The following is a 20,792-nucleotide window of genomic DNA, read 5'->3' as shown; positions in this document are numbered from 1 at the left end:
AGGTCACTTGCCTGCCGTGGCCGGGATCGCCTGATCCTTCATCGACTTCAGTGCTGCCGCCTGGGCGGCCGACAGCGCGTCGGTGAGGGCGCCCTTGCCGCCCGCCGCCTTGGCCATCGCGTCCTGCAGCGCCAGGTTCACGGTCTTCTGCGTAGGGCCCCAGGCGAACTTGGTGTCGATCTTCGTGGACGAGTCGGCGAACACGTCGAAGATCTTCTCGTTGTTGTAGTACGGAACACCCTGTGCGAGGGCGGGCAGCTTCAGGCCGGCGTTGGCCGCCGGGTAGAGGCCGCCCAGCTTGTTCTCCATCGCGAGGGCTTCCGGGTCGGTGTTGAGCCAGGTGTTGAACTTGACCGACTCGTACAGGTGCTTGTTGCCCTTCATGAACGCGACGGTCGATCCACCCCAGTCGCCGGACGCGCCGTTCGTGCCCCACGTCGGCATCGGGACGATGGTCCACTTGCCGGCCTGCTTCGGCAGGTTGTCGCGGAACATGCTGTAGCCCCAGGCCGCGCCCACGTAGGTGGCGATCTGGTCCTTCTGGTAGGCGGCGTACATCTGGGTCGACCCATGGGCGAGGTCGGTGCGGACGAGCTTGTCGTTGATCAGCTTCTGCCAGTAGTCAGCGACCTGCTTGCTCTGGTCCGAGTCGACGGTGACGTGCCACTTGTCGCCGGCGTAGTTGTACATCTGGGCGTCGTTCTGCCAGAGGAGTCCGTTGAACCACTCGGCGTTGTTCGGGTCGAAGAACGTGATGCTGAGGTTGGGGTCCGCCTTGTGCAGCTTCTGCGCGTCTGCCGCGTACTCGTCCCAGGTCTTCGGGATGGCGAGACCGTGCTTCTTGAAGATGTCGCTGCGCACGTAGAGGGCCATCGGGCCGGTGTCCTGCGGGACGGCGAACACCCCGGTGCCGCCGAAGCTCGTCTGCGACCAGGTCCACGGCACGAACTTCGACTTGGCAGCGGTGGCCTCCGAACAGGCTGAGGCGTCCACGAAGGCGTCCTGGGTGCGCAGGCTGGGAAGCTCGTCGTAGCCGACCTGTGCGAGCTCCGGCGCCTTGCCCGCCTTGAGGGCGTTGCCGAGGATGCCGTACTGGTCGTTGGAGATGTTCTTCGTCTGGACCTGGATGTTCGGGTTCTTCTTGTTCCACAGGGCGACGACCTGGTCCATGCCCGGAACAGTGTTCCAGTACTGGAGGGTGACCTTGCCCTTCGAGGGCTCGCAGGACGCTGCGGAGGCATTACCCGACGGAGCGGGCGACGAGCACCCGGCGAGTACGGCGGTACTGGCTGCCGCGGCTACGACGGCGAGGCGGATGCGCGTGACTGTGTTGCTCATTTTTTCCGTTCCAGAGAACGCCTAGCGGCGGCGCTAGACGGGTCGACGTTGACACCTCAGGCGGGGATGCCTTCTGGTTGGAAGGGACAGGACGCCGCGGTGTCGGTTCGAAGGCCGAACGCCGTGGCGGGACTTGGCAACGATGTGCTCTCCCGTCCCCGTGAGCGTTCCCGTGAACGTTCACGGGAGCGCTCACGGAGAGTTGTGAAGTGTTCGGAAGTGTGCGCTCCGGTCTGGTCGAGTGTCAAGACTTTGGGTCACACACGAGACCGGCCGGTCAAGCGGACCCCGCCAACCGGAGTTCGGCCCGGACGACGAGGTCGTCGGCGGCGAGCGGGTCCACCCCGGTCAGCAGCCGTGCGACCTGCTCGATGGCGAGCGCGCCGAGCCTGCGCGTGTCGAGGGCGACGCTGGTGAGCGGGGGCTCGACGACCGCGCCCAGCTGCAGGCCGTCGAAACCGATCACGGCCAGCTCCTGCGGAACGTTCCGGCCGAGCCGGCGCGCCTCGCGCAGGGCACCGATCGCGATGATGTCGTTGAAGGTGAAGACCGCGGTGACGTCCGGATGGGCGGTGAGCAGCCTCTTGAGGGCCGCGCCGCCGCCGTCGGCCGACTGGTCTGCACCGACCACCATCTCGGTGTCGACCCCGTGGGAGGCCGCGGCCGCGGTGAACCACTCACGCCGGACGCTCGGCTCGGCGCGCCCGTCGTGATCGAGCATGCCGATCCGTGTGTGGCCCCGGGCGACCAGATGCGCGACCGCGGAGTGGACACCCTGCTCACCGTCGATCCGGATCGAACTGAACCGCGCCGTGCGGTGCTCCCGGCCGATGAGCACCACCGGCATGCCGCGGGTGTACAGCTCGACTTCGTCCTCGGGGCAACTGAAGTAGCCGACGACCGCATCCACTTGCGAGCTGATCACCTGTAGCGTGCCGCGTTCCTCTTCGGCCCGGTCCGCGGTGTCGTACACGACCACGTGCCAGCCGCGCGTCCGGGCCGCCTCCAGCGCCGCCGCGGCGACCTCGGTGAAGAACGGGTTGAGCAGGTCGGGAATGACCAGCCCGATGGTGGTGGTGTCCTGTCGGACCAGACCTCGGGCGAACCGGCTCGGCCGGTAGCCGAGCGCGCGGGCCGCGTCAAGCACGCGTTGCTTGGTGGAGTGATCGATCTCGTCCTTGTCGTTCAGCGCCCGCGACACGGTCTGCCGGGACACCCCGGCGGACCGGGCGACGTCATGGATCGTGACCTTCCGGGGCTCCGTTCCCGGCACCGACGACGACACCATCGCCCACCTCCTGCTGCTCGCGGACGCCGATGCGCCCGCAGGGCCCCGAGTATGCCTGTGCCGGGCGCGGAAGCGCGAGGTCAGGTCTTCAGGTGGCCCGCGCCGGGACACGGAAGATCTCGTCGCCGGCCTCAGGGTGTTATTGCCCATGCCCATACCCGCGAACGAATTCGATCTCATGGCAGCGAATCGGATCTCCACCATTTTGTCAGAGTTTTGGAGTCCATTGAATCAAGTAAGCCATGAGTGGGATCAGGATCGAAAAGCCTGTACCACCGATCATGCAGGCCAGACGTTTCGCCGTAGATACCTCAGAGGGAGATCGGAATCGCTGCACGGGAAACCGTGGAAAACCGGCAAGGTGAGCAACAACGAGGTGAAAGCATGCCCATCCCCGTATCCGAGGCTCTTGTCGAACAGGGGCAGGCGGCCGCCGACAAGGTGGACAGCCTCCGCAAGCCGGGTCGCTACTTGGTCAGCTCATCACTGGGTGGCGCTTTTATCGGGGTGGGGGTGGTGCTGTTGCTCAGTGTCGGCGGACCCCTGTTGGGCGCGTCGTCGCCGTTCACCAAGCTCGTCGAGGGGCTGGTATTCGCTGTGGCACTGACCCTGGTGGTCTTTGCCGGGGCCGAACTGACCACCAGCAACATGATGACCGCGGTCCAAGGAATATTTGCCCGGCGCTGCACGGTCGGCAATGCAGTAGCGGTGATCGTGGGTTCGTTCGTGGGCAACCTCATCGGCTCCGCTCTGTTCGCCTGGCTGGTGCACGGCAGCGGTGTCATCACTTCCGGTGCCGCCCCCGGGCACGCCGCCCCGGCACTCCTCCTGCTGACCAGCGTGATCAAGGCGAAGACGGCGGCGTCCGGCGCGGCCCTCTTCTTCCGCGCCGTGCTGTGCAACTTCCTGGTCTGCCTGGCAGTGTGGATGGCGGCGCGGACGACGTCCGACGGGGCCAAGCTCATGCTGATCTTCTGGGGAATTCTGGCGTTCGTAGCGTCGGGCTTCGAGCATGTGGTGGCCAACATGACCTACTTCTCGCTCGGCATGTTCGAGCACGTGCCGGGTGCGACCGCGGCTGCTTTCGCCCACAACCTCCTTCTGGTCGGGCTGGGGAATCTGGTCGGGGGATGCCTGCTGGTCGGCGTGGTCTATGGCTTCCTGGGCCGGCGCACGCCGAAGGGGCCTGCCCTGGATCCCGCCGCATGCCGGGAGCAGACGACCGTGTCCACCTGAGCATCGGTATTCCGGCGATCATCCGCGAGAGCCGCCTCGGCCCCGTGATCTTCCGATCATGCACGAGGCGTTCGGCCTCGACGCCCCGGACGGGCGCATGGTCGGCCACACTTCCTGGCCGGGCTCGAGCCCTGGCCGGCGCGCCGTTGCCAGGGAGACGGCCGGGACCGGCCGCGGCGAAGGTGCCATACTTGGTGGCACGTGGTGGTCTCGAGCGCGGTAGTGCCGCGAGGCGGAGTAGCCACTCATGAGCAAGGGCGTCAGCAACAGGGCAACACCCGCGCGGCAGGCGCGGAAACCTTCGTCCCGCACACCGGGCATTCCCCACCGCGATGCCGCCCTTGTCGCCGTGCTCCGCGAAGCGGTCGAGGCACTCGACGCGGACACGGCTCTCGTGTACCTCTTCGAAGAGGACCGCGAGGTCTTGAGGCTTGCCGCCGCGGGCGGGAGCCCGCCATCTGTGTTCATCATGCCGGAGCGCATCGAGGTCGCCGATCCCTATCCGACGGCGATCGCGTGCCGGAGCGGCAGGCTCGTGCTCGATCACCCCTCTGCGCAGCAGTCCGACGCGCTGCAGCTTCCCGGGACGGTTCCCTTCCCGTCGTCGGTAGCGGCGGCTCCCCTGGTGCACGAGGGGCGATGCCTGGGGGCGCTCACTGTCGTATGGGCGTCCGCACCGACCGTGAGGCCCGCGGACGGGCACCGGCAGCGCCTTGGGTCGATGGCTGAAGCCTTGTCCGGCACGCTCTCGCAGATGGCGGACGACGGAGTAGAGATGACTGCAGGGCCCAAACCTGTCATCGCGCCGGCCTTCCGCCCCGCCCGTGCCCCGGTGGATGGCAGGACGGGCGCCGGAGAGCGGGAGTGGGGACTGGCGGAGGTGCCAGGTTCCACCGCGGTCACCTTCATGTACCACATCCACAAGTTGGCGGCGGCACTGAACGAGGCTGCGTCCCTCACCGACGTGATGGAGGTCGTCAAGGACCGGATCATGACACCCTTCGGTGCTCGGGCCTTCATGGTGACGTCGCTCGAGTACGAAAGGGTCTGGGTGGCCGGCTACAAGGACTGCCCGCAGGAGACAGTGAAACGCCTGCATGGTTCGAGCATGTACATGCCCGGTCCGTTCGCGGACGTCATGCGCGCCAACGCTCCGTTGATCTACCGGAACCACGCCGCCTTGTCGGCTGCCTATCCCGAGCCTGACCAGGATGTCCCTGGCGAACACGAGGAGCGCGGTGGATGGATCTATGTCCCGATCGCCGCCGGGTCCCGCCCCACGGCCGCCTGCGCGCTCGGGTTCGATGGCCCCGTGGACCTGAGCGCTGATGAACAGGCCGTCTTGATGATGATGGCGAATCTGCTGGGTCCCACCCTCGCCAGGGCTCGGCTGAGCCAGGCCGAGCAGAGTCTCGCCGAGAGCGTGCAGCTCAAACTACTACCGCAGGGGGTCCAGGGTCCGCCCGGAGTCGCCACTGCTGCCCGCTATGTGCCGGGATGCGCCTCTGGCATGGGTGGCGACTGGTACGACCTGATCAGCGGCGACAATGCGCAGATCGGGCTGGTGATCGGTGATGTCGAGGGCCACAGCATCGACAGTTCCGTGATCATGGGGCAGCTGCGCACCGCTGTCCGCTCCTATCTCATGGAGGGCCACCGGCCCGCCGGAGCACTGGAGCGAACGAACCGCCTGCTCACCCAGTTGGACACCGACCTTCTGGCCACCTGCTGCATCGTCGCCGTCGACACCGCCGACGGCACGGTCGAGCTCGCCTCTGCCGGCCACCCCGCTCCCGTCATTCGCTACCCGGACGGATCGGTGGTCGCCGCCGATGCGCCGGCCGGCCTTCCGCTCGGCGTCGACCTCGACGCGAGGTACACCTCGATCGGGATGTCGCTCCCGCCCCACACGGTGCTGATGCTTTACACCGACGGTCTGACCAAGTCGTCCTCGACGGAGCTCACGGCCGAGTCGCTCCTGGCGTCCCTCGGCCGGACCGGCGCCACCCAGCCGGACCGGCTTCTGGACCTGGTCCTCGGCGCGCGACGGGAGGAGCCGGTCCGTCGCGACGACATTGCGCTGCTCATCGCGGAGTTCGAGGGGGCGGGCAGCCGCCCGGACACAGGTCGGCTCAGCATCCGGCGTCACAACTTGGAGGGGGTGAAGACCGCCCGGGTATTCGTACGGCAGCAGCTGCAGGGGTGGGGGCTCGACAAGTATGTCGATGACCTGGAAATCATGACATCGGAAGTGGTCACCAATGCGCTGGTGCATGCCGACAGCGATGTCGACCTCAGGGTGAAGGCGTACGAGGACTGCGTCCGGGTGGAAGTCCGCGACACCGACCCCACCCCTCCCGTACCGGAGCCGATTGCTCTGTCCAACGAGCCCGGTTTCGAGTCGGAGCACGGCCGCGGACTGGTCATCGTCGAGGCACTGGCCTCCGGGTGGGGCAACTTGCCGTGCGGCCGAGGAAAGACCATCTGGTTCGAGCAGGCGGTCGCCGCCTGAACCAGGCGCACGCCCGGACCGGGGCCTGGCTCCCTGATCCACGAGGCGGCCGAATGTCGCTTCGAGTACTGACTACCCACCTGGCGCTACTTCCTGTGGAACCTCGCGTTCCAGTCTCCACGTGTCCAGTCACGAGGGGAAGCTTCAGATCTCGGCGTGTGGCCGAACGCTGATACGTCCGTGTCGCTCGACCACCGCACCCCCTTGCACCCGAACAGGACGCTTACGCCCGCACGCCAATCCGACGTCCGTCCTCATTTCTTCGTTCATCTCGCCGTTCGTCGGGGGGAATACCGTCCCCGTTCATGAACGATCATCACAACAGCGCCGCGGGCGTGACACGACGCGGGCTCATCGTCGGCGCCGTCGCCGCCGGGCTCGCCGCGACCGGCGGCGTCGCAACCGCCAGTCCCAGCCAGGAGAACGGATCCGGCCCGGGTGGGAGACCCTCGACCTCCCCCGTCACGGCGTCGAAGGGCCGCCTCGGTCACACGATTCCGAAGTACCTGACGGCCGTCCCCGGCGAGTCCGTCGAGGCCGGTCGGGTGGACCGTCCGGTGGCCCCCGGGATCGTTCTGACCTCCTTCGACACCTTCGGCCGCACCGGCTGGATGCGGGTCCATGTGCTGAACGCCGACCTGGGCGACGCATCGGTCGGCGTGGTGCCGGCAAGGTGAGTGATGCGCGGGCGCTGACGCAGTCGACCGACGCCCAGCACGCGGTCGCCGCTGTCAACGGTGACTACTTCAACATCACCGAGACCAACGCGGCCGAGGGCCCGGAGATCCAGCACGGCACGCTGCGCAAGGGCACCAGCCAGCGGTCGACCGTCGCGACGATCGGTGCCGACCGGATCGCCCGGCTCGCCGATCTCATGATCACGGGCACGGTCGCCGTGGCCGGCACGCAGCGGCCCCTCGCCGCACTCAACTCCTCCACCGTGCCCGCCGACTCCATCGCGGTGTTCACCCCGTTGTGGGGTCCCGGTGACCGCACGCTCATCCACGACTCGGGCCCCTACACCGAACTCGTCGTCGTGAGCGGCAAGGTCACCGCTGTCAACAGCCGGATGACGAACACGGCCGTACCGGACGACGGACTGATCGTCCTCGGTCGCGGCGCCGCCGCCGGCCAACTGGCCACCGTCCGGCCGGGCGACACCGTCAGCGTGGCGTTCAACCCCCAGAGCGATGCGACCTCCGAGCTGAGCATGGCGTTGGGCAGCGGGGCGGTGCTGGTCCGCAACGGTGCCCCGATCGACTTCCCGCCCAGTACGGGCAATGACGTCCCCAAGCCCCGCACGGCCATCGGCTGGCTGGACGGCGGGCACAGGCTGCTGCTGGTCGCGGTCGACGGATCGGCCAACTTCTCCCCGGGCCTCAGCTTCGACGACATGGCCAAGCTCATGGTGCGCCTCGGCGCCACCGAGGCCTTCATGCTCGACGGCGGCGGCTCCACCGAACTGGTCGCCCGACGGCCCGGCGACGCCGGGGTCGATGTCGTCAACACGCCTTCGGACGGGAATGAGCGGCCCATACCCAACGGCGTCGGACTGTTCTCCCCGAGGGGGTCAGGCACCTTGCGGGGACTCGACGTACGGCTCCAGGCCGACCGGGTGGTTCCGGGCCTCACCATGGATGTCGCGGCCGCCGGCTACGACGAGACGTGGGCACCGGTGCCCGTCGACAAGAACCCGGTGAAGTGGACGGCCAAGCCGAGTTCGCTGGGCAGGACCCAGGACGGCGTCTTCCACGCCAAGCGGCCGGGATCCGGAGCACTGCGCGCTCGTTCCGGCTCCGCGGACGGCCGGCAGGAACTGCGCGTCCTCGGGGACCTGCACCGGCTGGCGTTCACCCAGCGCGCGATCACCATCGACCCCGGCACGTCAGCGCAGGTCAGGCTCACCGGATACGACGCCGACGGGTTCGACGCACCGGTCGCACCGCGCGATGTGACGCTCGACTACGACAAGACCGTGATCACGGTGAAGGCCGAGTCCGACGGCAGCCTCAGCATCACGGGCGGAGCGGACGCGGGTGGCAAGGCCGCCACCCTCACGGCGACCGTGCAGGGAGTGACGGCGAAGCTGCCGGTGACGGTGGGCCTGATCGACGTCTCGCTCGCCGAGTTCGAGCCGACCGAGAAATGGACAGCTGCGGCCGCCCGCGGCACCGCTACGGTCGCCTTCGTCGCGGCCCCGGACCGCCCCGGCGCACCCGCGGACAACCACGCCCTGCGCCTCACATACGACTTCACCGGGCAGTCCAGTACCTCGGCGGCGTACGCGGTGGCCGGCTCCGGCCCGATCACCCTGCCCCCCGGGGCGAAGAAGCTCGCACTGTGGGTCAACGGCGACGGGCAGACGCACTGGCTGCGCGCCATGCTGTCCTCGCAGGGCACCACCAATGTGCCGTTCACCTTCGCCCTCACCGTCGACTGGACGGGCTGGCGCCGGGTCGTCGGCGACATTCCCGCCGGCTTCTCCGAGCCCGTCACGCTGCTGCGCGTCTACATCGCGGAGACGTCGCAGACCAACAAGAACGCCGGCCAACTGGAGTTCGACGGACTCGCCGCACAGGTCGGGCAGCAGCCCGACACCGGTGAGCCGCCGCAGCCGGACCCTTACGTGATCGAGCAGGGTGGGGTTCGGGACGACCGGTGGACGTTCGCCGTCCTGTCCGATCTGCACGTCAGCGCGGCCGCCGGGCTGAACTCCTTCTCCGGGCGGCAGGCGGCCATCGCGCTGGACCAGGCGGTCGCGAGCCAGCCCGACTTCCTCCTCATCAACGGCGACTTCGTGGACAACAACACTCCCGCGGACTTCGAGCTCGCCAATGGACTGCTGCGGGACCACGTACCGGACGATCTGCCGGTGTACTGGACGCCGGGCAACCACGAGGCCGGGCTGTCGTCGACCGGAGGGCTCGACGCCTTCCTCGCCGCGACCGGCCGGCCCAACAAGGAGGTCTTCGACCACAAGGGCACCCGTTTCATCCTGCTGGACTCTCACACGGGCGACATGCGTACGTCGGACTGGGACCAGGTTCCGTTGCTGCACTCCGAGTTGGCGAAGGCGGCGAGGGACCCCTCGGTCACCGGCGTCCTGGTCTCCTTCCACCATCCGCTGCACGACCCGTCCGGGGCCGGCGCCTCACAGCTGTCCGACCAGCTCGAGGCCGACCTGCTCAAGCGCTGGCTGGCAGACTTCCGGGAGACCTCCGGCAAACCCGTGGCGCTCTTCACCGGTCACGCGCACACCGCAGCGGTCACCCGCGCCGACGGTGTGCTCGAGGTCACCACCCCGGCCGTGGGCAAGACCCCGTACAGCTCGCCCGACCAGGGCGGCTTCTTCGGCTGGATGCACGTCGGTGTCGACCGGCGGCCCGCCCGGATCAAGGCGGGACAGCCCAGCCCGGAGACCCGTGACTGGCTGCAGGCCGAGTGCCGGCCACTGATCGACACGATCGAACTGTCGGTGCCGGATCAGGTTGCGGTGGGCCACTCGGCGACGGTCACCGCGACGGGTATCACCAGCGAGTTCGGCCTCAGGTTCCCGTTGCGCTATCCCGCAACCGTCAGCTGGGGTGGCGGCCCCGGACTCGTGGTCACGACATCGGCGTCCGAGCTGAAGGCGGCCAAGCGGAGCCCGAAGACGCTGGCCGTGCTCGACCTGGCGTCGGGCAGACTCACCGCGCTGCGTTCCGGGTCGGTCACCCTCACGGTGACCTCGGGCGACCAGACCGCCTCTGCCACTGTCACGCTCGCCTGACCCGACTCCGCTCGGCCGAGCGGGCCGCGGTGGGGGAGTGCGTGGCTCACGGGGGAGGGCACCGCAGTGCGCCACCGGATGGTGCGAGTGCCCCGGCGTAGTGGCCGCCGACCGGTCCCTCAGACCGATCGGCGGCCTTGCTGCGCGCGGCCACCGGCCCGGCCGTGGCCACGCTTCCCCTCCCCTCACACCTGCGGTGCCCCGGTCTTTGTCAGCTTGTCGTCGGCCAGTCGAAGCCACCGCTTGACGCCGATCCGGGCGAGGAACGGCTCGTCGTGGCTGACCACCATGAACGCGCCTTGGTAGGCGCCCAGTGCGCTCTCCAGCTGGCCCGCGCTGACCAGGTCCAAGTTGTTCGTGGGCTCGTCCAGCAGCAGCAGCTGCGAGGCCGGCACCACTACGACGGCCGCCCTGGCCGGTGCGCATCCGGTGGTCGGCCGTTCACCTCAACAGATGCCTCGACACCTTGCACCCTCGACGCACAGGAGTCTCCTGCAACGCGTGGACATCGTCGTTCGAGGAGTTGAAGTACCCGGGGCCGGCTGCCTTCTCTGGACTGTTCGTCCACCGCTCGGCGTTGGGCCGGGCTCAGACCTTTGGGTAGGGCCAGGTGCACTGCACGCCACCGTCGAGGACGATGATCTGTCCGGTGATGATCGATGCCGAGGAGCTGCTCAGGAACAGGAGGGCGTCGGCCACCTCGGCCGGTTCCACGAGTCTGCCCATGGGGACGATGTCCCGAGCCCGGTCAAGCCCGTTGCCTTCGGCGAGGAACCGCTGCATGCGCGGATTGGCGATCACGCCGGGTGCGACGCCATTGACCCGGACGTCCGAGAAGGCGAATTCCGCGGCTGCGCTGCGGATCAGGGAGATCTGCGCTGCCTTCGCAGCCGCGTAGGCGGCGTTGTTCGGGACTCCTGCCATGCCGGCGGCCGAGCTCACGAGCGAAGTGCAGTTCGCGGGCCCGATGCCGCCGTCCGCCCCGACCGCGAGGACGGATGGCCGGAGATCCATCGCGCTCAGAGTTCCCCGATTGCCGTGCCGAACTCGAGCTCGGTGCGGGAGCGCTCCTGCATCCCGCGCTGTATGAGGGCGCCGAGTCTGGCGGACGCCGATTCGTCGCGCGCCAGTATCTGGAAGAAGCCGGCATCGACGTGGACGTCCTCCTTGGCCGGGAGGCCGACCGCATTGATCCGCCGCTTGGCGAGCCGCACGGCGGCCTCCGGGAAACGGGCGATGCGCTTGGCGAGACGCTCGACGTACGGGATCAACTCGTCGTCTGGCAGAGCCTTGTTGACCACGCCGATACGTTCGGCCTCAGAGGCGTCCAGATCCTCGGCGCCCAGGATCATCTGCATCGCCTGGCCGCGTCCGGCGAGCCGCACGAGCTGCTGGACCGCGCCGGCGCCGGGGAAGGTGCCCACGCCCACCTCGGGCTGGCCGATCACCGCACGCTCGAGGGAGGCGAAGCGCATGTCGCACGCGTAGAGGAATTCCGCGCCGGCACCGCGCGCCCGGCTTTCGAGGGCCGCGATCGTGACGGGGCGCGCCTCGCTGAGCCGCCGGTACAGCGCGCCGAGGCTGATGTCGTCCGGTCCGCCGGACGTCGCCGCCGTCGCCGTGTACTGAGCGATCCGCTGTACGTCCACGTGCGGGATGAAAAAGTCCGGATCCGCACTGCGGAAGACGACGACTCGGGCGCTGTCGTCGGCCTCGGTCTCGTCGAGCAACGCGATCAGGTCCGCAAGGAACCGCTCGTCGATGAGATTGATCGGGGGGTTGTCGATCGTGGCCCACAGGACCCCGTTGCGCAGTTCGGTTCGGATCGTCGAGTAGTCCCAGGACATGGGTTCGCTCCTTCGCTCCACTTGCGATTTGCAAGTTATGCTGTTTACCTTGGCAGCGTTACTTGCAATTTGCAAGTCTTCAGAGACTTTCTCGGTGGTCACTACCGCAGTGCAGTAATTGCGTAAGGAGAATCCACATGGTCGAACGCACAGAAGAGCGCATCCAGCTACCCGACGGCACCGTGCTCAGCGCATGGCTGTTCGTGCCGGACGGCACCGGCCCTCACGCGACCATCACGATGGCCCACGGGTTCGGGGGCACCAGGTACCACGGGATCAAGCCGATCGCGCGCAAGCTCGCGGAGTCGGGATTCGCGGTGTCGCTCCACGACCACCGCGGCTTCGGCCACAGCACCGGCGAGCCCCGCCACGACATCGACCCCTATCGGCAGCTCGAGGACTGGCGGCGGGTCATCTCCCACCTGCAGACCCTCGACGTGGTCGACGCCGACCGCATCGGCATCTGGGGCACGAGCTATGCGGGCGGACACGCCCTCGTGCTCGGCGCGACGGACCGGCGGATCAAGGCCGTCTACTCACAGGTGCCCACCATCAGCGGCTCCGAGAGCGGCCGACGGCGCGTTCCCCCGCACCTGGTCCGCGCACTGGAGGAGTCCTTCGCAGCAGACGAGCTCGCACAGGCCCAAGGGGAGGCGCCGGCCATGCAGGCGTTTGTGAACGCCGACCCGGCAGCGCCCGCGTCCTACCGTGCCGACGACGCGATCGCGTTCTATCTGCAGCACGATGCGCCCGAGGGGCTCTGGGAGAACCGCGTCACCGTGCAGTCCAACCGCCGCTCCCGGTCCTATGACCCCGGCACCTGGATCGACCAGATCTCCCCGACGCCGCTCATGATGCTGGTTGCCACCCACGACGCGGTCGCCCCGACCGACCTGGCCCTGCGCGCCTATGAGCGTGCGCTCGAGCCGAAGGAGCTGGTCCTCATACCGGGCGGCCATTTCGATCCGTACCTCGACGGCTTCGAGGTGAGCACGAATGCCGCCGTTCGGTTCTTCCGTGCGCACCTGTAGGCCGTGCGAAACGACGGGGTGCCCTGCCGAGGGGGCATCGGCAGGGCACCCCGGGGGGAGCGTCCGGACACTTCGTCGTCCGGACGCCACATCTTGCTCTACAATTGCAAGGAAACCGAGATTGGGGGCACCGATGAAGCGTGGAGAACTGGTCAATTCCGCCTGTCCGATCGACCGCTCCCTGTCCGAGGTCGGCGACACCTGGACACTCCAGATCCTCCGTGATGCCCTGCACGGCGTCACGCGGTTCACGGATTTCAGCAAGCACATCGGCCTGGCCACCAACGTCCTGTCGGCACGGCTGCAGAAGCTCGTGGCCGTGGGGATCTTCGAGATCCGCGACTCGGAGCTCGGCAACTCCCACGAGTACGTGCTGACCGAGAAGGGGCGGGATTTCCACACCGTCCTCGCGGCACTGCGGCAGTGGGGGCAGAAGCATCTCTTCGACGACGACGAGCCGATGAACCGCGTCATCGACGCCCGCACCGGACAACCGCCCCGGCCGATGACACTCATCGCCGAGGACGGCAGGGAAATGACCCCCGACGACATCCTCGTCGTCCAGTCGCGGGCGGCGGACCCCATCGAGAGCGCCGTACCCATCGAGACGCCTCGTCGGCGCCAGAGCTGACTCGGCGCCCGCGACGGGCCTTCACCGTGCGTGCGGCGGCCAATCCTGCCGGGTGGTGCCGTGTGGGGGAGGGCGTCCGAAGGGCCCGCACCTCACAAGGACCCGCGCCTCAAGAAGACAGCGTGACGGCGCCCGGGCCCAGGTCCGGTTTCACTTCGGAGCCGGCAACCTCATGGCCGCAGGAACAGCGCAGCTCAACGCGGACATGGCCGCCACAGCCGGAGTGGTGCAGTAGCACGGGCGCGCCTGCTGGGTCCCCGAGATGGGTGTCGCCGTACTGGAGGAGCGCGGCCAGCACCCACTGCACATCGTGCGCGCGCGGTGTCAGGTGGTACTCCGGGCGCGAGCGCTGACCGGCTTCCTGATAGCTCCGGCGTTCCAGCAGGTCGGCCTCGACCAGTTGGCGCAGGCGTTCACTCAGGACTCGCCGGGAGATACCGAGGTGGTCGGCGATCTCGTCGAATCGGTGAAGTCCGGCGAAGACCTCGCGCAGGATGAGCAGAGTCCACCGCTCGCCGACCAGGTTCAATGTTGCCGCGACGCTGCAGTTGCCCAGATCAAGTTCTCGCCACTCCATAGACACCAGGATATCCCAGAGTTGCCAATTGGAACTCAGCCTTGACTCTTCCTGGGTTCCAGTTGGACACTCAGATGTCGAGGCCCCCACTCGAGGACCCATCCGTCGATGGGCGGAGGCTTGATCGGCTCAGCGGTCGGCCATACGGACATCACACGACAGCCGATACGGTGCCGCGCCGTCCGGTCATTTCGGGCGTGAGGGCGGTGCAGGCCAAAACAATTTCTGCACACCACTTCAGGTGAGAACAAGGAGGAAGCATGTCGCGCAACGAGGCCATCGTAAATGCTTGCCGGCGAGCTTATTCCGGATTCGAGAAGAACGATTCATCCGATCTGGTGGCCCTGATGTCGCCCGACGTGACTTTCCTCTTCCCCACCTCCCTGCCGTATGGCGGGACATTCCATGGCCGAGAGGGATTTCTCGCTTTCTACCAGGACCTTTTCGATCATTACTACGAGTACTTCGACTATGACGCGCACACGGTGCTCGATGCCGGAACGCACGTGGTGGTCCCCGTCAGGGCAAGGGCGAAGGCGAAGAACGGTCGCACCATGGAGAACGAACACTGCCTGTTGTTCAAGGTGGTCGACGGGCTGATCGTGGCGGCGCGACTGTATGCGGACACCGCCAAGGGGCGTGACGTGATCGACGGCCTCAAGATATTTCCCTCGGCGGCCTGCTGAGTCCTGAAACGACGCACAGAGCGGAGCGCGCCGCGCTGTCCACTGGGGAAATCCTTCCCGATCGACCAGCCGGATTCGGTGAAAACCCCTGCTCTCGACCAAACCGAAAGAATTTCGCATGACTGTGGGACACAACGGGGCGACGAAGGTCATGCGGGCGCACTCGTGGCTCGCCGGCCATGAGGCCTATGAGTGCGATGTGCGCACCCTCGCCCAAGCGGGCGCTGCCCACCTGCCTCCCAGAAAGACCCCGGCCCGCACCGTCGCGCTGATCGCGGAGCACTTCCTGAGCGGGGTCGGGAAGACGAGCGGCCGATGAACGCCATCCGTTTCCAGGAGGACCGGCAGGGACGGGCCGATCGACGGGCCGGCCATGTGTGGCACCAGCTGTCCCGAGCCGAGTTCACATGTCATACCACCTGCGGCGGAACACCACCGCGCATGATCGAGAGGGCGCCAATGTGATCATCAATTCCGACGAATTGGATGTGAGGTCGGCGTACAAGCTCCTCATCGGGTCGATCACGCCGCGTGCGATCGGCTGGGTGAGCACTCTGTCGCCGTCCGGAATCGCCAATCTGGCGCCGATCTCGTTCTTCACCGTGGTGAGCCGAAAGCCGCCGATGGTGTCGCTGACCATACAGCCCCGGTCGGACGGGAAGACCCTCAAGGACACCCTCGTCAACATTCGGGACACCGGTGAGTTCGTCACCAACCTGGTCACGCTTCCCCACGCCCATGACATGCATCGCAGCGCCGTCGAATTCGACAGCGACCAGGACGAGTTCACCGAGGTGGGCCTGGCCAAAGCGAGCTGCGAAGCGGTGAACGTGCCGCGTGTGAAGGACGCCCCGATCGCTCTGGAATGCACGCTCGACCGGATCATCCCGGTCGGTGACGCGCAGGACCACGTCGTCTGGGGCAAGGTCGTGCGCTTCCACATCAGGGACGACCTGTACACCGAAACCGGGCGGATCGACACCGGCGCCATCCCGACTGTCGGGCGCCTCGCCGCGGAGTACACCCTGGCCGACAACGCGTTCGTCACACCCCTGACGGAGGAAGTGCTGCGCTCACGTGTCGACGGACGCATGAAGCGCCTCGACCAGCGTCCGGACGATTGGTCACCGGTGGACACCGCCGGCTGGTCGCCTTCCGGATCCACCAGGGCATGACGCGATCGCCGACGCCGGCCATGGCAGGGGCCCTTCACCGCGGATCGCGGAGGCCCGGCCCCTGCACGGTGAGCCGGAGCGACGGCAACGCTTCAGCGCCCACAGGCAATCAATCCCGAACAGTACAAACCCACTCCCCGAAGGAGCATCTCATGCCCGTCTTCAACGCCCACATCCCGGCCAACCGCTTCTCGACGGAACAGAAGCGCGCACTCGCCGATGCGCTCAACCAGTCACTGGTCCAGGGACTCGGCATTCCCGAGGGCGACCGCTTCATCATGATCAGTGAGCACGGAGACGGCGAACTGTCCCTGGACCCGACCTTCATGGGCATGGAGCGCAGCAGCGATGCCATGATCATCGCGCTTCTCCTCGGAGCTCACCGTCCCCTTGAGGACAAGCGGGCGGTGTCGGCAGCCATCAACAAGCTGGTGGTGGAGGCGCTCGGCGTTTCGCCCGACGACATATTCATCGCGCTGATTCCGGTCCCGAACGAGAACTTCTCCTTCGGCCGAGGCGAACTTCAGCTCGCGGATCAATCCCCTCGGTGGTGAACTCCGGCACCCGGCCCTCGCGTTGAGGGCCGGCGGAATACGTCCAACTCCACCTGGTCCAAGCAAACGCCGGTGCAGCGAGTGGCCCGACATCACGCTTCAAGGCTCAGTTGCCCGCAGGCCGAAGCATCAAGGTGACGGCATGGTCGCGTACGGGCGCCAGACACCCCTCGCTCTCGCTGCACGCGCCGTAGGTGAGGAACACCCTCGCGCGATCGCTGCCCTCGACCCGCCGCACGGGGAGTTCCAGTGTGACCCGGCCTTCCTGATAGACCGGCAGTCGGACGTCGAGGCCCTCGGGGCGGACCACGCGCTCCCGGGCGGCGGTGGTCGCCGCACCCGTCGGCTGCAGGGCGCCGTCGGTACGGATGCGGGTCGGGATGCCGATGCCGTCGATGCCGCCGTCGGGAAGGGTGAGGCTGTACACGTGGAAGCCGTCCCGCTCGGGTCGCAGGTCGGCGAGGACCCGCAAGCCGTCGTCGCGGGACTCCACCCGGACCGAAACAGCCACGCCGCCGTCCGAGAACGGGGCGGCCACCGCCGAGGGACCGCTCTCCTGCGCACCTGCACAGCCGGTGAACAGCAGAGCAGCGGCCGCCGGCGTGAGCGCCATGCTCGACCTCGCTCTGCTGACTCGGAGCCGGGTGGCTATACCCATCGCTTCAAGAACTCCTCGACCTGGGCGGCCGACATGGAGCGTGCTTGGGCGAATTCGCCCCGGTTCGTCGCCACTTTGATCCGGCCGGAGGCAGGGTCGAGGACGACCAGTGCCGGTATACCGCTCGTCTGCAGATTCACATAGCGCTCGGCCACATCCAGATTGCGGTCGAACTCGCCGACATCGACGGTCACCACGTGGTACTTCGCGAGCATCGCGGACGGCCCGGGCTCCGCGAAACGCGCGCCCAGTACACGGCAGTCCAGACACCAGTCGGCGCCGAAGTCGACGAGCACGGGACGGCCGTCCTTCTTCGCCGCCTCGAGGGCGGCCGTGATGTCCGCCGTGGCGTTCGCCTGAGGGTCGTATCCGTGCGCGGGCTTCTCGGACTCGGAGGACGCCGTGGGGGTGGAGGGCGCCGACGACTCGGTGGCGGGAGCGGAAGAGACGGAGGCAGGGGCGGTGTGGGACGTGGCGCGTGTACCGTCACAACCGGTGAGCGCCAGCAGAGCGATTCCGGCCAGTCGCACCGTGGTCGGGAACAGGGGACGCCTCACGTGACTCCTCGTCGTCTCTCTCATCAGAACCAGCTCTGGGAGGCCATCAAGTCGTGCGTGATCCGCATGCGGGCGCCGCGGGTGTTGCCGGCGCCCGGAAACGGCAGATGGTGCCCCGCAGTTTCCCACAGAGTCGGTCCCTCCGCTGCTACTGGTGACGCTCTCGACGCCTGCGACCGCCTCCCCTGCCTCGCCCTTCATGCCGCCCGAACTCTGTGCGGCCGACATGGCTTCCGTGCGCGCCCGAACCGGCGGCGATCAGTCGCTGACGTTGAACGTAGCGAGCGCCGCGACGCCGAGTTCGGCCAGCGCCGCACGGAGCCGATCCAATGCCCGGCCAGACTCTGTACCGGCCACGATCTTCAGGTCGAGATGGCAGCGTCCCACGCCGGTACCCGCGCCAGTGATCTCGCCGTCGGGGCCGAGCGCGGCTTCGAACGCTTCCTCGACTTCGTCACGATCGATGGGCAGACCGGTGAAGACGACCTCGACGAACACCGCACCCCCCTCCGACCCGCGGAACGATACCGGGGTGGTCGGGAGGCAAGGCGGGTGTGCGGCGCATTGTGGGGCTACTGCTCCACCACACCGCAGGTCGTCCCGTGATCGGGCCCGCTCACCCCGCTGTTTCCACTTTCGTGGCCCGATCAGGCGGGGGACTGTCTTCTTCCCCGAGGGCTTCGTCGGGGAGGTCGGTCGAACGGGGCGTCACGTGCAGCGCGTCGGATATCGCTCTCATACGCTCATCGAGGTCTGCCAGCTTGTGACGAAGGTCGTTGACACGGGTCTCCAGTTCGGCCGCTTCGGCGGCCAGCGACACGACGGTGGCCGTGACAGCGAATCGGTTCTCGGGCGCTCGGGTCATCGTGTGCCCTCCTCGATGACGTCAGATCACCTGCTCAACGTGGTGATCATGGCGAGTTGGACCATGCGGCATCTGTGCATGCGGCGGAGTGAAGCGCCGCCGCAGCGCGACGGTGGCCCCTAACGGTGCGCAGGGGCCACCTGCGGAGATCATTTCTGCTGCGCTGCCCAGTCGGCGAATCGGGTTTCGGCGATGTGGGCGTCAGGCCCCGGCAGCAGTGTGGTCTCCTGCAACTCGGCACCGAAGTACCGGGCATGCGGGTCCGTGACGACCGTGCGGGGGTCGTTCTTGGCGGCAAGTGCGTTACGGATGAACTCGTCGAGCTGGAAAGCGTCGGGGCCCGCGACTTCCACCACGCCGTTGACCGGGGCATCGACCGCGGTGCGGCCGACGGCCGCGGCCACGTCGTCGGAGTAGACGGGCTGGAACTTGACGGGGGCCAGACGCACGGTGTCGCCCTCGGTCGCCTCGTCCGCGATCCCCTTCATGAACTCGAAGAACTGCGTGGCATGGACGATGGAGTACGGGATCCCGGACGCCTTGATGAGCTCTTCCTGGGCCTGCTTGGCGCGGAAATATCCGCTCTCCTGGAGCCGATCGGTGCCGACCACGGACAGCGCCACGTGGTGCCTGACGCCGGTCCCCGCCTCCGCCTTGAGGAGGTTGGCGGTGGAGGTGCGGAAGAAGGTCATGACGGCCTCGTCCTCGAACGAGGGGGAGTTGGATACGTCGACCACGACCGACACACCCTTCAGGGCCTCGGTCAGGCCTTCGCCTGTGAGGGCGTTGACGCCTGTGCTGGGCGCGGCCGCGACCGCCTCGTGTCCGTGCTCGTTGAGCTTGCCGATCAGTTTCGAACCGATGAGCCCGGTGCCACCGATCACTACGACCTTCATAATGGAATCCTTTCGGATGTTCTCACGTGAGGCGTGCATTCCTGCCGCGGGTCGGTCAATTGTGTCTTCACCATCAAAGACAGGCCCATGGCTCCATTTGTGCCAACGTGCCCGCAGGAACCCGAAGAATTTTTCTTGATGACGTGTGCGAAGTGCGGGGGCTGATGTCACCTGTGGCGATCACCTGGCCGGCTCATGTGGGGGAGTGCCGCGGGTGACCGAGGGCAGAAATTCGTGGTTCCTGTCGAAGGGCCGGTACTCCGTCCGCTTTCCGCTAACAACCCGAGTTGCAATCGGTGAGCGCAGGAGCGGCACGGTAGCCGCACAGCGGGATCAGACGAGTTCGAGTCCTCCGTCGATCGTGACCACCTGTCCGGTGACATGTGTGCTCAGGGGGTCGGCCAGGCGCAGGATCCAGTTCGCGACGTCCTTCGGGTCACCGAGACGGCCCATCGGGATGCGGTCGCGCTCAGCTGCACGCATTTCATCGATGGTGTCCTGGGGGAGGCCTGCAGCGGCCAGAACGTCTGTTTCGGTGGGGCCGGGGGCGATCGCGTTCACGCGTACCCCTTCCGACGCGAGTTCGAGGGCCCAACTCCGTGTCAGTTGCTCCAGGGCGCTCTTGGTGGCGGCGTAGTGGGCTCCGCCGGCCAGGGGGCGGTGACCGTAGGTGCTCGACACATTCACGATGGAACCCGAGGTGGCGCGCAGGTGGGGAGGGCCGCATGGGCAAGCATGCTCGGGGCCGTCACGTTGAGATCGAACAGGTCGTGATCGGTCCGTCTCCGACAGAGGCATCACGGCAGTGCTGCCGGCGTTGTTCACGAGCACGTCGAGTCGCTCCCAGCGCTCCACGGCGGCGGCAACGACGCTTTCCGCGGCGCCCTCAGCGCAAATGTCGAGCGGCAGGATCGCGATGCTCGAGTGGGCACGAGCCGTCTCTTCCAGAGCTTCTTTCCGGCGCCCCACGCCGAGAACGCGTGCCCCCGACTCGGCGAAGGCGACCGCCGTTGCACGGCCGATACCCGATCCCGCCCCTGTGACGATTGCGACACGGTCCAAAAAGGTCGGGGCTGGAGAGCTGGACATGGCTTGCCTCTGTTCGAAATTCATCATTTCTGGTCGGGCTAGTGCGGCGACCGGAAAGGTCCACCGGCTCGCGACGCCCGGCA

General features: G+C 67.4%; 21 protein-coding genes and 1 pseudogene. 10 read left to right on the top strand and 12 right to left on the bottom strand.

What is annotated here, in order from left to right; all coding sequences use genetic code 11:
- Positions 1-3 precede the first annotated feature (3 nt).
- Both VXC91_RS22365 and VXC91_RS22360 read right to left on the bottom strand, forming a co-directional pair.
- Positions 4-1,338, bottom strand: coding sequence for an ABC transporter substrate-binding protein (locus VXC91_RS22365; RefSeq protein WP_329509091.1), 1,335 nt, complete (start codon positions 1,336-1,338; stop codon positions 4-6).
- 277 nt (positions 1,339-1,615) lie between these two features.
- Complete coding sequence (locus tag VXC91_RS22360) at positions 1,616-2,626, bottom strand: LacI family DNA-binding transcriptional regulator (RefSeq protein ID WP_329509090.1); 1,011 nt, start codon at positions 2,624-2,626, stop codon at positions 1,616-1,618.
- A gap of 345 nt (positions 2,627-2,971) precedes the next feature.
- Here VXC91_RS22360 and VXC91_RS22355 point away from each other — a divergent pair, with 345 nt between their 5' ends.
- The 4 genes from VXC91_RS22355 (at position 2,972) to VXC91_RS22340 (ending at position 10,143) form a co-directional block, all read left to right on the top strand.
- Positions 2,972-3,862, top strand: a complete 891-nt coding sequence (locus VXC91_RS22355; protein ID WP_329509089.1) for a formate/nitrite transporter family protein — start codon at positions 2,972-2,974, stop codon at positions 3,860-3,862.
- 247 nt (positions 3,863-4,109) lie between these two features.
- On the top strand, positions 4,110-6,374 hold the full coding sequence (locus tag VXC91_RS22350; RefSeq protein WP_329509088.1) for a SpoIIE family protein phosphatase: 2,265 nt from the start codon (positions 4,110-4,112) through the stop codon (positions 6,372-6,374).
- Positions 6,375-6,679: 305 nt separating this feature from the next.
- Positions 6,680-7,051: a hypothetical protein gene (locus VXC91_RS22345; RefSeq protein ID WP_329509087.1), complete on the top strand. Its 372-nt coding sequence runs from the start codon at positions 6,680-6,682 to the stop codon at positions 7,049-7,051.
- Positions 7,048-10,143, top strand: coding sequence for a phosphodiester glycosidase family protein (locus VXC91_RS22340; protein WP_329509086.1), 3,096 nt, complete (start codon positions 7,048-7,050; stop codon positions 10,141-10,143). The genes VXC91_RS22345 and VXC91_RS22340 overlap by 4 nt, the downstream gene beginning before the upstream one ends.
- A gap of 185 nt (positions 10,144-10,328) precedes the next feature.
- On the opposite strand, the pseudogene VXC91_RS22335 reads toward VXC91_RS22340, so the two are convergent.
- From VXC91_RS22335 to VXC91_RS22325, 3 genes and pseudogenes are all read right to left on the bottom strand, one after another.
- A pseudogene (locus tag VXC91_RS22335) lies at positions 10,329-10,535 on the bottom strand (ABC transporter ATP-binding protein); the annotation flags it as partial.
- A 196-nt stretch (positions 10,536-10,731) separates the two neighbouring features.
- On the bottom strand, positions 10,732-11,157 hold the full coding sequence (locus VXC91_RS22330) for an SDR family oxidoreductase (RefSeq protein ID WP_329509085.1): 426 nt from the start codon (positions 11,155-11,157) through the stop codon (positions 10,732-10,734).
- A gap of 5 nt (positions 11,158-11,162) precedes the next feature.
- Positions 11,163-12,092 (bottom strand): enoyl-CoA hydratase/isomerase family protein, encoded by a 930-nt coding sequence (locus tag VXC91_RS22325; protein ID WP_329509084.1) that lies wholly within the window; start codon positions 12,090-12,092, stop codon positions 11,163-11,165.
- Between the two features lie 35 nt (positions 12,093-12,127).
- Here VXC91_RS22325 and VXC91_RS22320 point away from each other — a divergent pair, with 35 nt between their 5' ends.
- Positions 12,128-13,021, top strand: coding sequence for an alpha/beta hydrolase (locus tag VXC91_RS22320; RefSeq protein ID WP_329509083.1), 894 nt, complete (start codon positions 12,128-12,130; stop codon positions 13,019-13,021).
- 133 nt (positions 13,022-13,154) lie between these two features.
- The gene (locus VXC91_RS22315; protein WP_329509082.1) at positions 13,155-13,652 is read left to right on the top strand and encodes a winged helix-turn-helix transcriptional regulator; all 498 of its coding nucleotides are present in this window, start codon (positions 13,155-13,157) and stop codon (positions 13,650-13,652) included.
- Between the two features lie 109 nt (positions 13,653-13,761).
- Here VXC91_RS22315 and VXC91_RS22310 read toward each other — a convergent pair whose 3' ends face one another.
- Positions 13,762-14,229: a winged helix-turn-helix transcriptional regulator gene (locus tag VXC91_RS22310; protein ID WP_329509081.1), complete on the bottom strand. Its 468-nt coding sequence runs from the start codon at positions 14,227-14,229 to the stop codon at positions 13,762-13,764.
- A 260-nt stretch (positions 14,230-14,489) separates the two neighbouring features.
- On the opposite strand from VXC91_RS22310, the gene VXC91_RS22305 reads away from it, so the two are divergent.
- From VXC91_RS22305 to VXC91_RS22290, 4 genes are all read left to right on the top strand, one after another.
- Positions 14,490-14,915, top strand: a complete 426-nt coding sequence (locus VXC91_RS22305; protein ID WP_329509080.1) for a nuclear transport factor 2 family protein — start codon at positions 14,490-14,492, stop codon at positions 14,913-14,915.
- 118 nt (positions 14,916-15,033) lie between these two features.
- Positions 15,034-15,234 carry a hypothetical protein gene (locus tag VXC91_RS22300; RefSeq protein WP_329509079.1) on the top strand — a complete coding sequence of 67 codons (201 nt, stop codon included), beginning with the start codon at positions 15,034-15,036 and terminating at the stop codon, positions 15,232-15,234.
- A gap of 88 nt (positions 15,235-15,322) precedes the next feature.
- The gene (locus VXC91_RS22295; protein WP_329509078.1) at positions 15,323-16,090 is read left to right on the top strand and encodes a flavin reductase family protein; all 768 of its coding nucleotides are present in this window, start codon (positions 15,323-15,325) and stop codon (positions 16,088-16,090) included.
- 152 nt (positions 16,091-16,242) lie between these two features.
- The gene (locus VXC91_RS22290; protein ID WP_329509077.1) at positions 16,243-16,644 is read left to right on the top strand and encodes a tautomerase family protein; all 402 of its coding nucleotides are present in this window, start codon (positions 16,243-16,245) and stop codon (positions 16,642-16,644) included.
- A 106-nt stretch (positions 16,645-16,750) separates the two neighbouring features.
- Here VXC91_RS22290 and VXC91_RS22285 read toward each other — a convergent pair whose 3' ends face one another.
- From VXC91_RS22285 to VXC91_RS22260, 6 genes are all read right to left on the bottom strand, one after another.
- A complete protein-coding gene (locus VXC91_RS22285) occupies positions 16,751-17,257 on the bottom strand; it encodes a hypothetical protein (protein WP_329509076.1) in 507 nt (168 codons plus the stop codon).
- A gap of 35 nt (positions 17,258-17,292) precedes the next feature.
- Entirely contained in the window at positions 17,293-17,859 is a 567-nt protein-coding gene (locus VXC91_RS22280; protein ID WP_329509075.1) for a thioredoxin family protein, read from the bottom strand.
- Positions 17,860-18,117: 258 nt separating this feature from the next.
- Positions 18,118-18,357 carry a hypothetical protein gene (locus tag VXC91_RS22275; protein WP_329509074.1) on the bottom strand — a complete coding sequence of 80 codons (240 nt, stop codon included), beginning with the start codon at positions 18,355-18,357 and terminating at the stop codon, positions 18,118-18,120.
- Between the two features lie 118 nt (positions 18,358-18,475).
- Entirely contained in the window at positions 18,476-18,724 is a 249-nt protein-coding gene (locus tag VXC91_RS22270) for a hypothetical protein (protein WP_329509073.1), read from the bottom strand.
- A gap of 149 nt (positions 18,725-18,873) precedes the next feature.
- The gene (locus tag VXC91_RS22265) at positions 18,874-19,620 is read right to left on the bottom strand and encodes an SDR family oxidoreductase (protein ID WP_329509072.1); all 747 of its coding nucleotides are present in this window, start codon (positions 19,618-19,620) and stop codon (positions 18,874-18,876) included.
- A 333-nt stretch (positions 19,621-19,953) separates the two neighbouring features.
- Positions 19,954-20,792, bottom strand: an 839-nt coding sequence (locus VXC91_RS22260) for an SDR family NAD(P)-dependent oxidoreductase (protein WP_329509071.1), incomplete at its 5' end; no start/stop codon positions are given.

The sequence above is a fragment of the Streptomyces chiangmaiensis genome (assembly GCF_036281785.1).
Taxonomy (GTDB): domain Bacteria; phylum Actinomycetota; class Actinomycetes; order Streptomycetales; family Streptomycetaceae; genus Streptomyces; species Streptomyces chiangmaiensis.
Note: the sequence above shows the minus strand (reverse complement) of the source record. Positions and strands in the feature narration are given on the sequence as shown.

Coding starts and splice junctions, on each gene's coding strand:
- VXC91_RS22365 (WP_329509091.1), bottom strand. CDS start 1,338: ATGAGCAACACAGTCACGCGCATCCGCCTCGCCGTCGTAGCCGCGGCA.
- VXC91_RS22360 (WP_329509090.1), bottom strand. CDS start 2,626: ATGGTGTCGTCGTCGGTGCCGGGAACGGAGCCCCGGAAGGTCACGATC.
- VXC91_RS22350 (WP_329509088.1), top strand. CDS start 4,110: ATGAGCAAGGGCGTCAGCAACAGGGCAACACCCGCGCGGCAGGCGCGG.
- VXC91_RS22345 (WP_329509087.1), top strand. CDS start 6,680: ATGAACGATCATCACAACAGCGCCGCGGGCGTGACACGACGCGGGCTC.
- VXC91_RS22330 (WP_329509085.1), bottom strand. CDS start 11,157: ATGGATCTCCGGCCATCCGTCCTCGCGGTCGGGGCGGACGGCGGCATC.
- VXC91_RS22320 (WP_329509083.1), top strand. CDS start 12,128: ATGGTCGAACGCACAGAAGAGCGCATCCAGCTACCCGACGGCACCGTG.
- VXC91_RS22315 (WP_329509082.1), top strand. CDS start 13,155: ATGAAGCGTGGAGAACTGGTCAATTCCGCCTGTCCGATCGACCGCTCC.
- VXC91_RS22310 (WP_329509081.1), bottom strand. CDS start 14,229: ATGGAGTGGCGAGAACTTGATCTGGGCAACTGCAGCGTCGCGGCAACA.
- VXC91_RS22305 (WP_329509080.1), top strand. CDS start 14,490: ATGTCGCGCAACGAGGCCATCGTAAATGCTTGCCGGCGAGCTTATTCC.
- VXC91_RS22300 (WP_329509079.1), top strand. CDS start 15,034: ATGACTGTGGGACACAACGGGGCGACGAAGGTCATGCGGGCGCACTCG.
- VXC91_RS22295 (WP_329509078.1), top strand. CDS start 15,323: ATGTCATACCACCTGCGGCGGAACACCACCGCGCATGATCGAGAGGGC.
- VXC91_RS22290 (WP_329509077.1), top strand. CDS start 16,243: ATGCCCGTCTTCAACGCCCACATCCCGGCCAACCGCTTCTCGACGGAA.
- VXC91_RS22285 (WP_329509076.1), bottom strand. CDS start 17,257: ATGGCGCTCACGCCGGCGGCCGCTGCTCTGCTGTTCACCGGCTGTGCA.
- VXC91_RS22270 (WP_329509073.1), bottom strand. CDS start 18,724: ATGACCCGAGCGCCCGAGAACCGATTCGCTGTCACGGCCACCGTCGTG.
- VXC91_RS22265 (WP_329509072.1), bottom strand. CDS start 19,620: ATGAAGGTCGTAGTGATCGGTGGCACCGGGCTCATCGGTTCGAAACTG.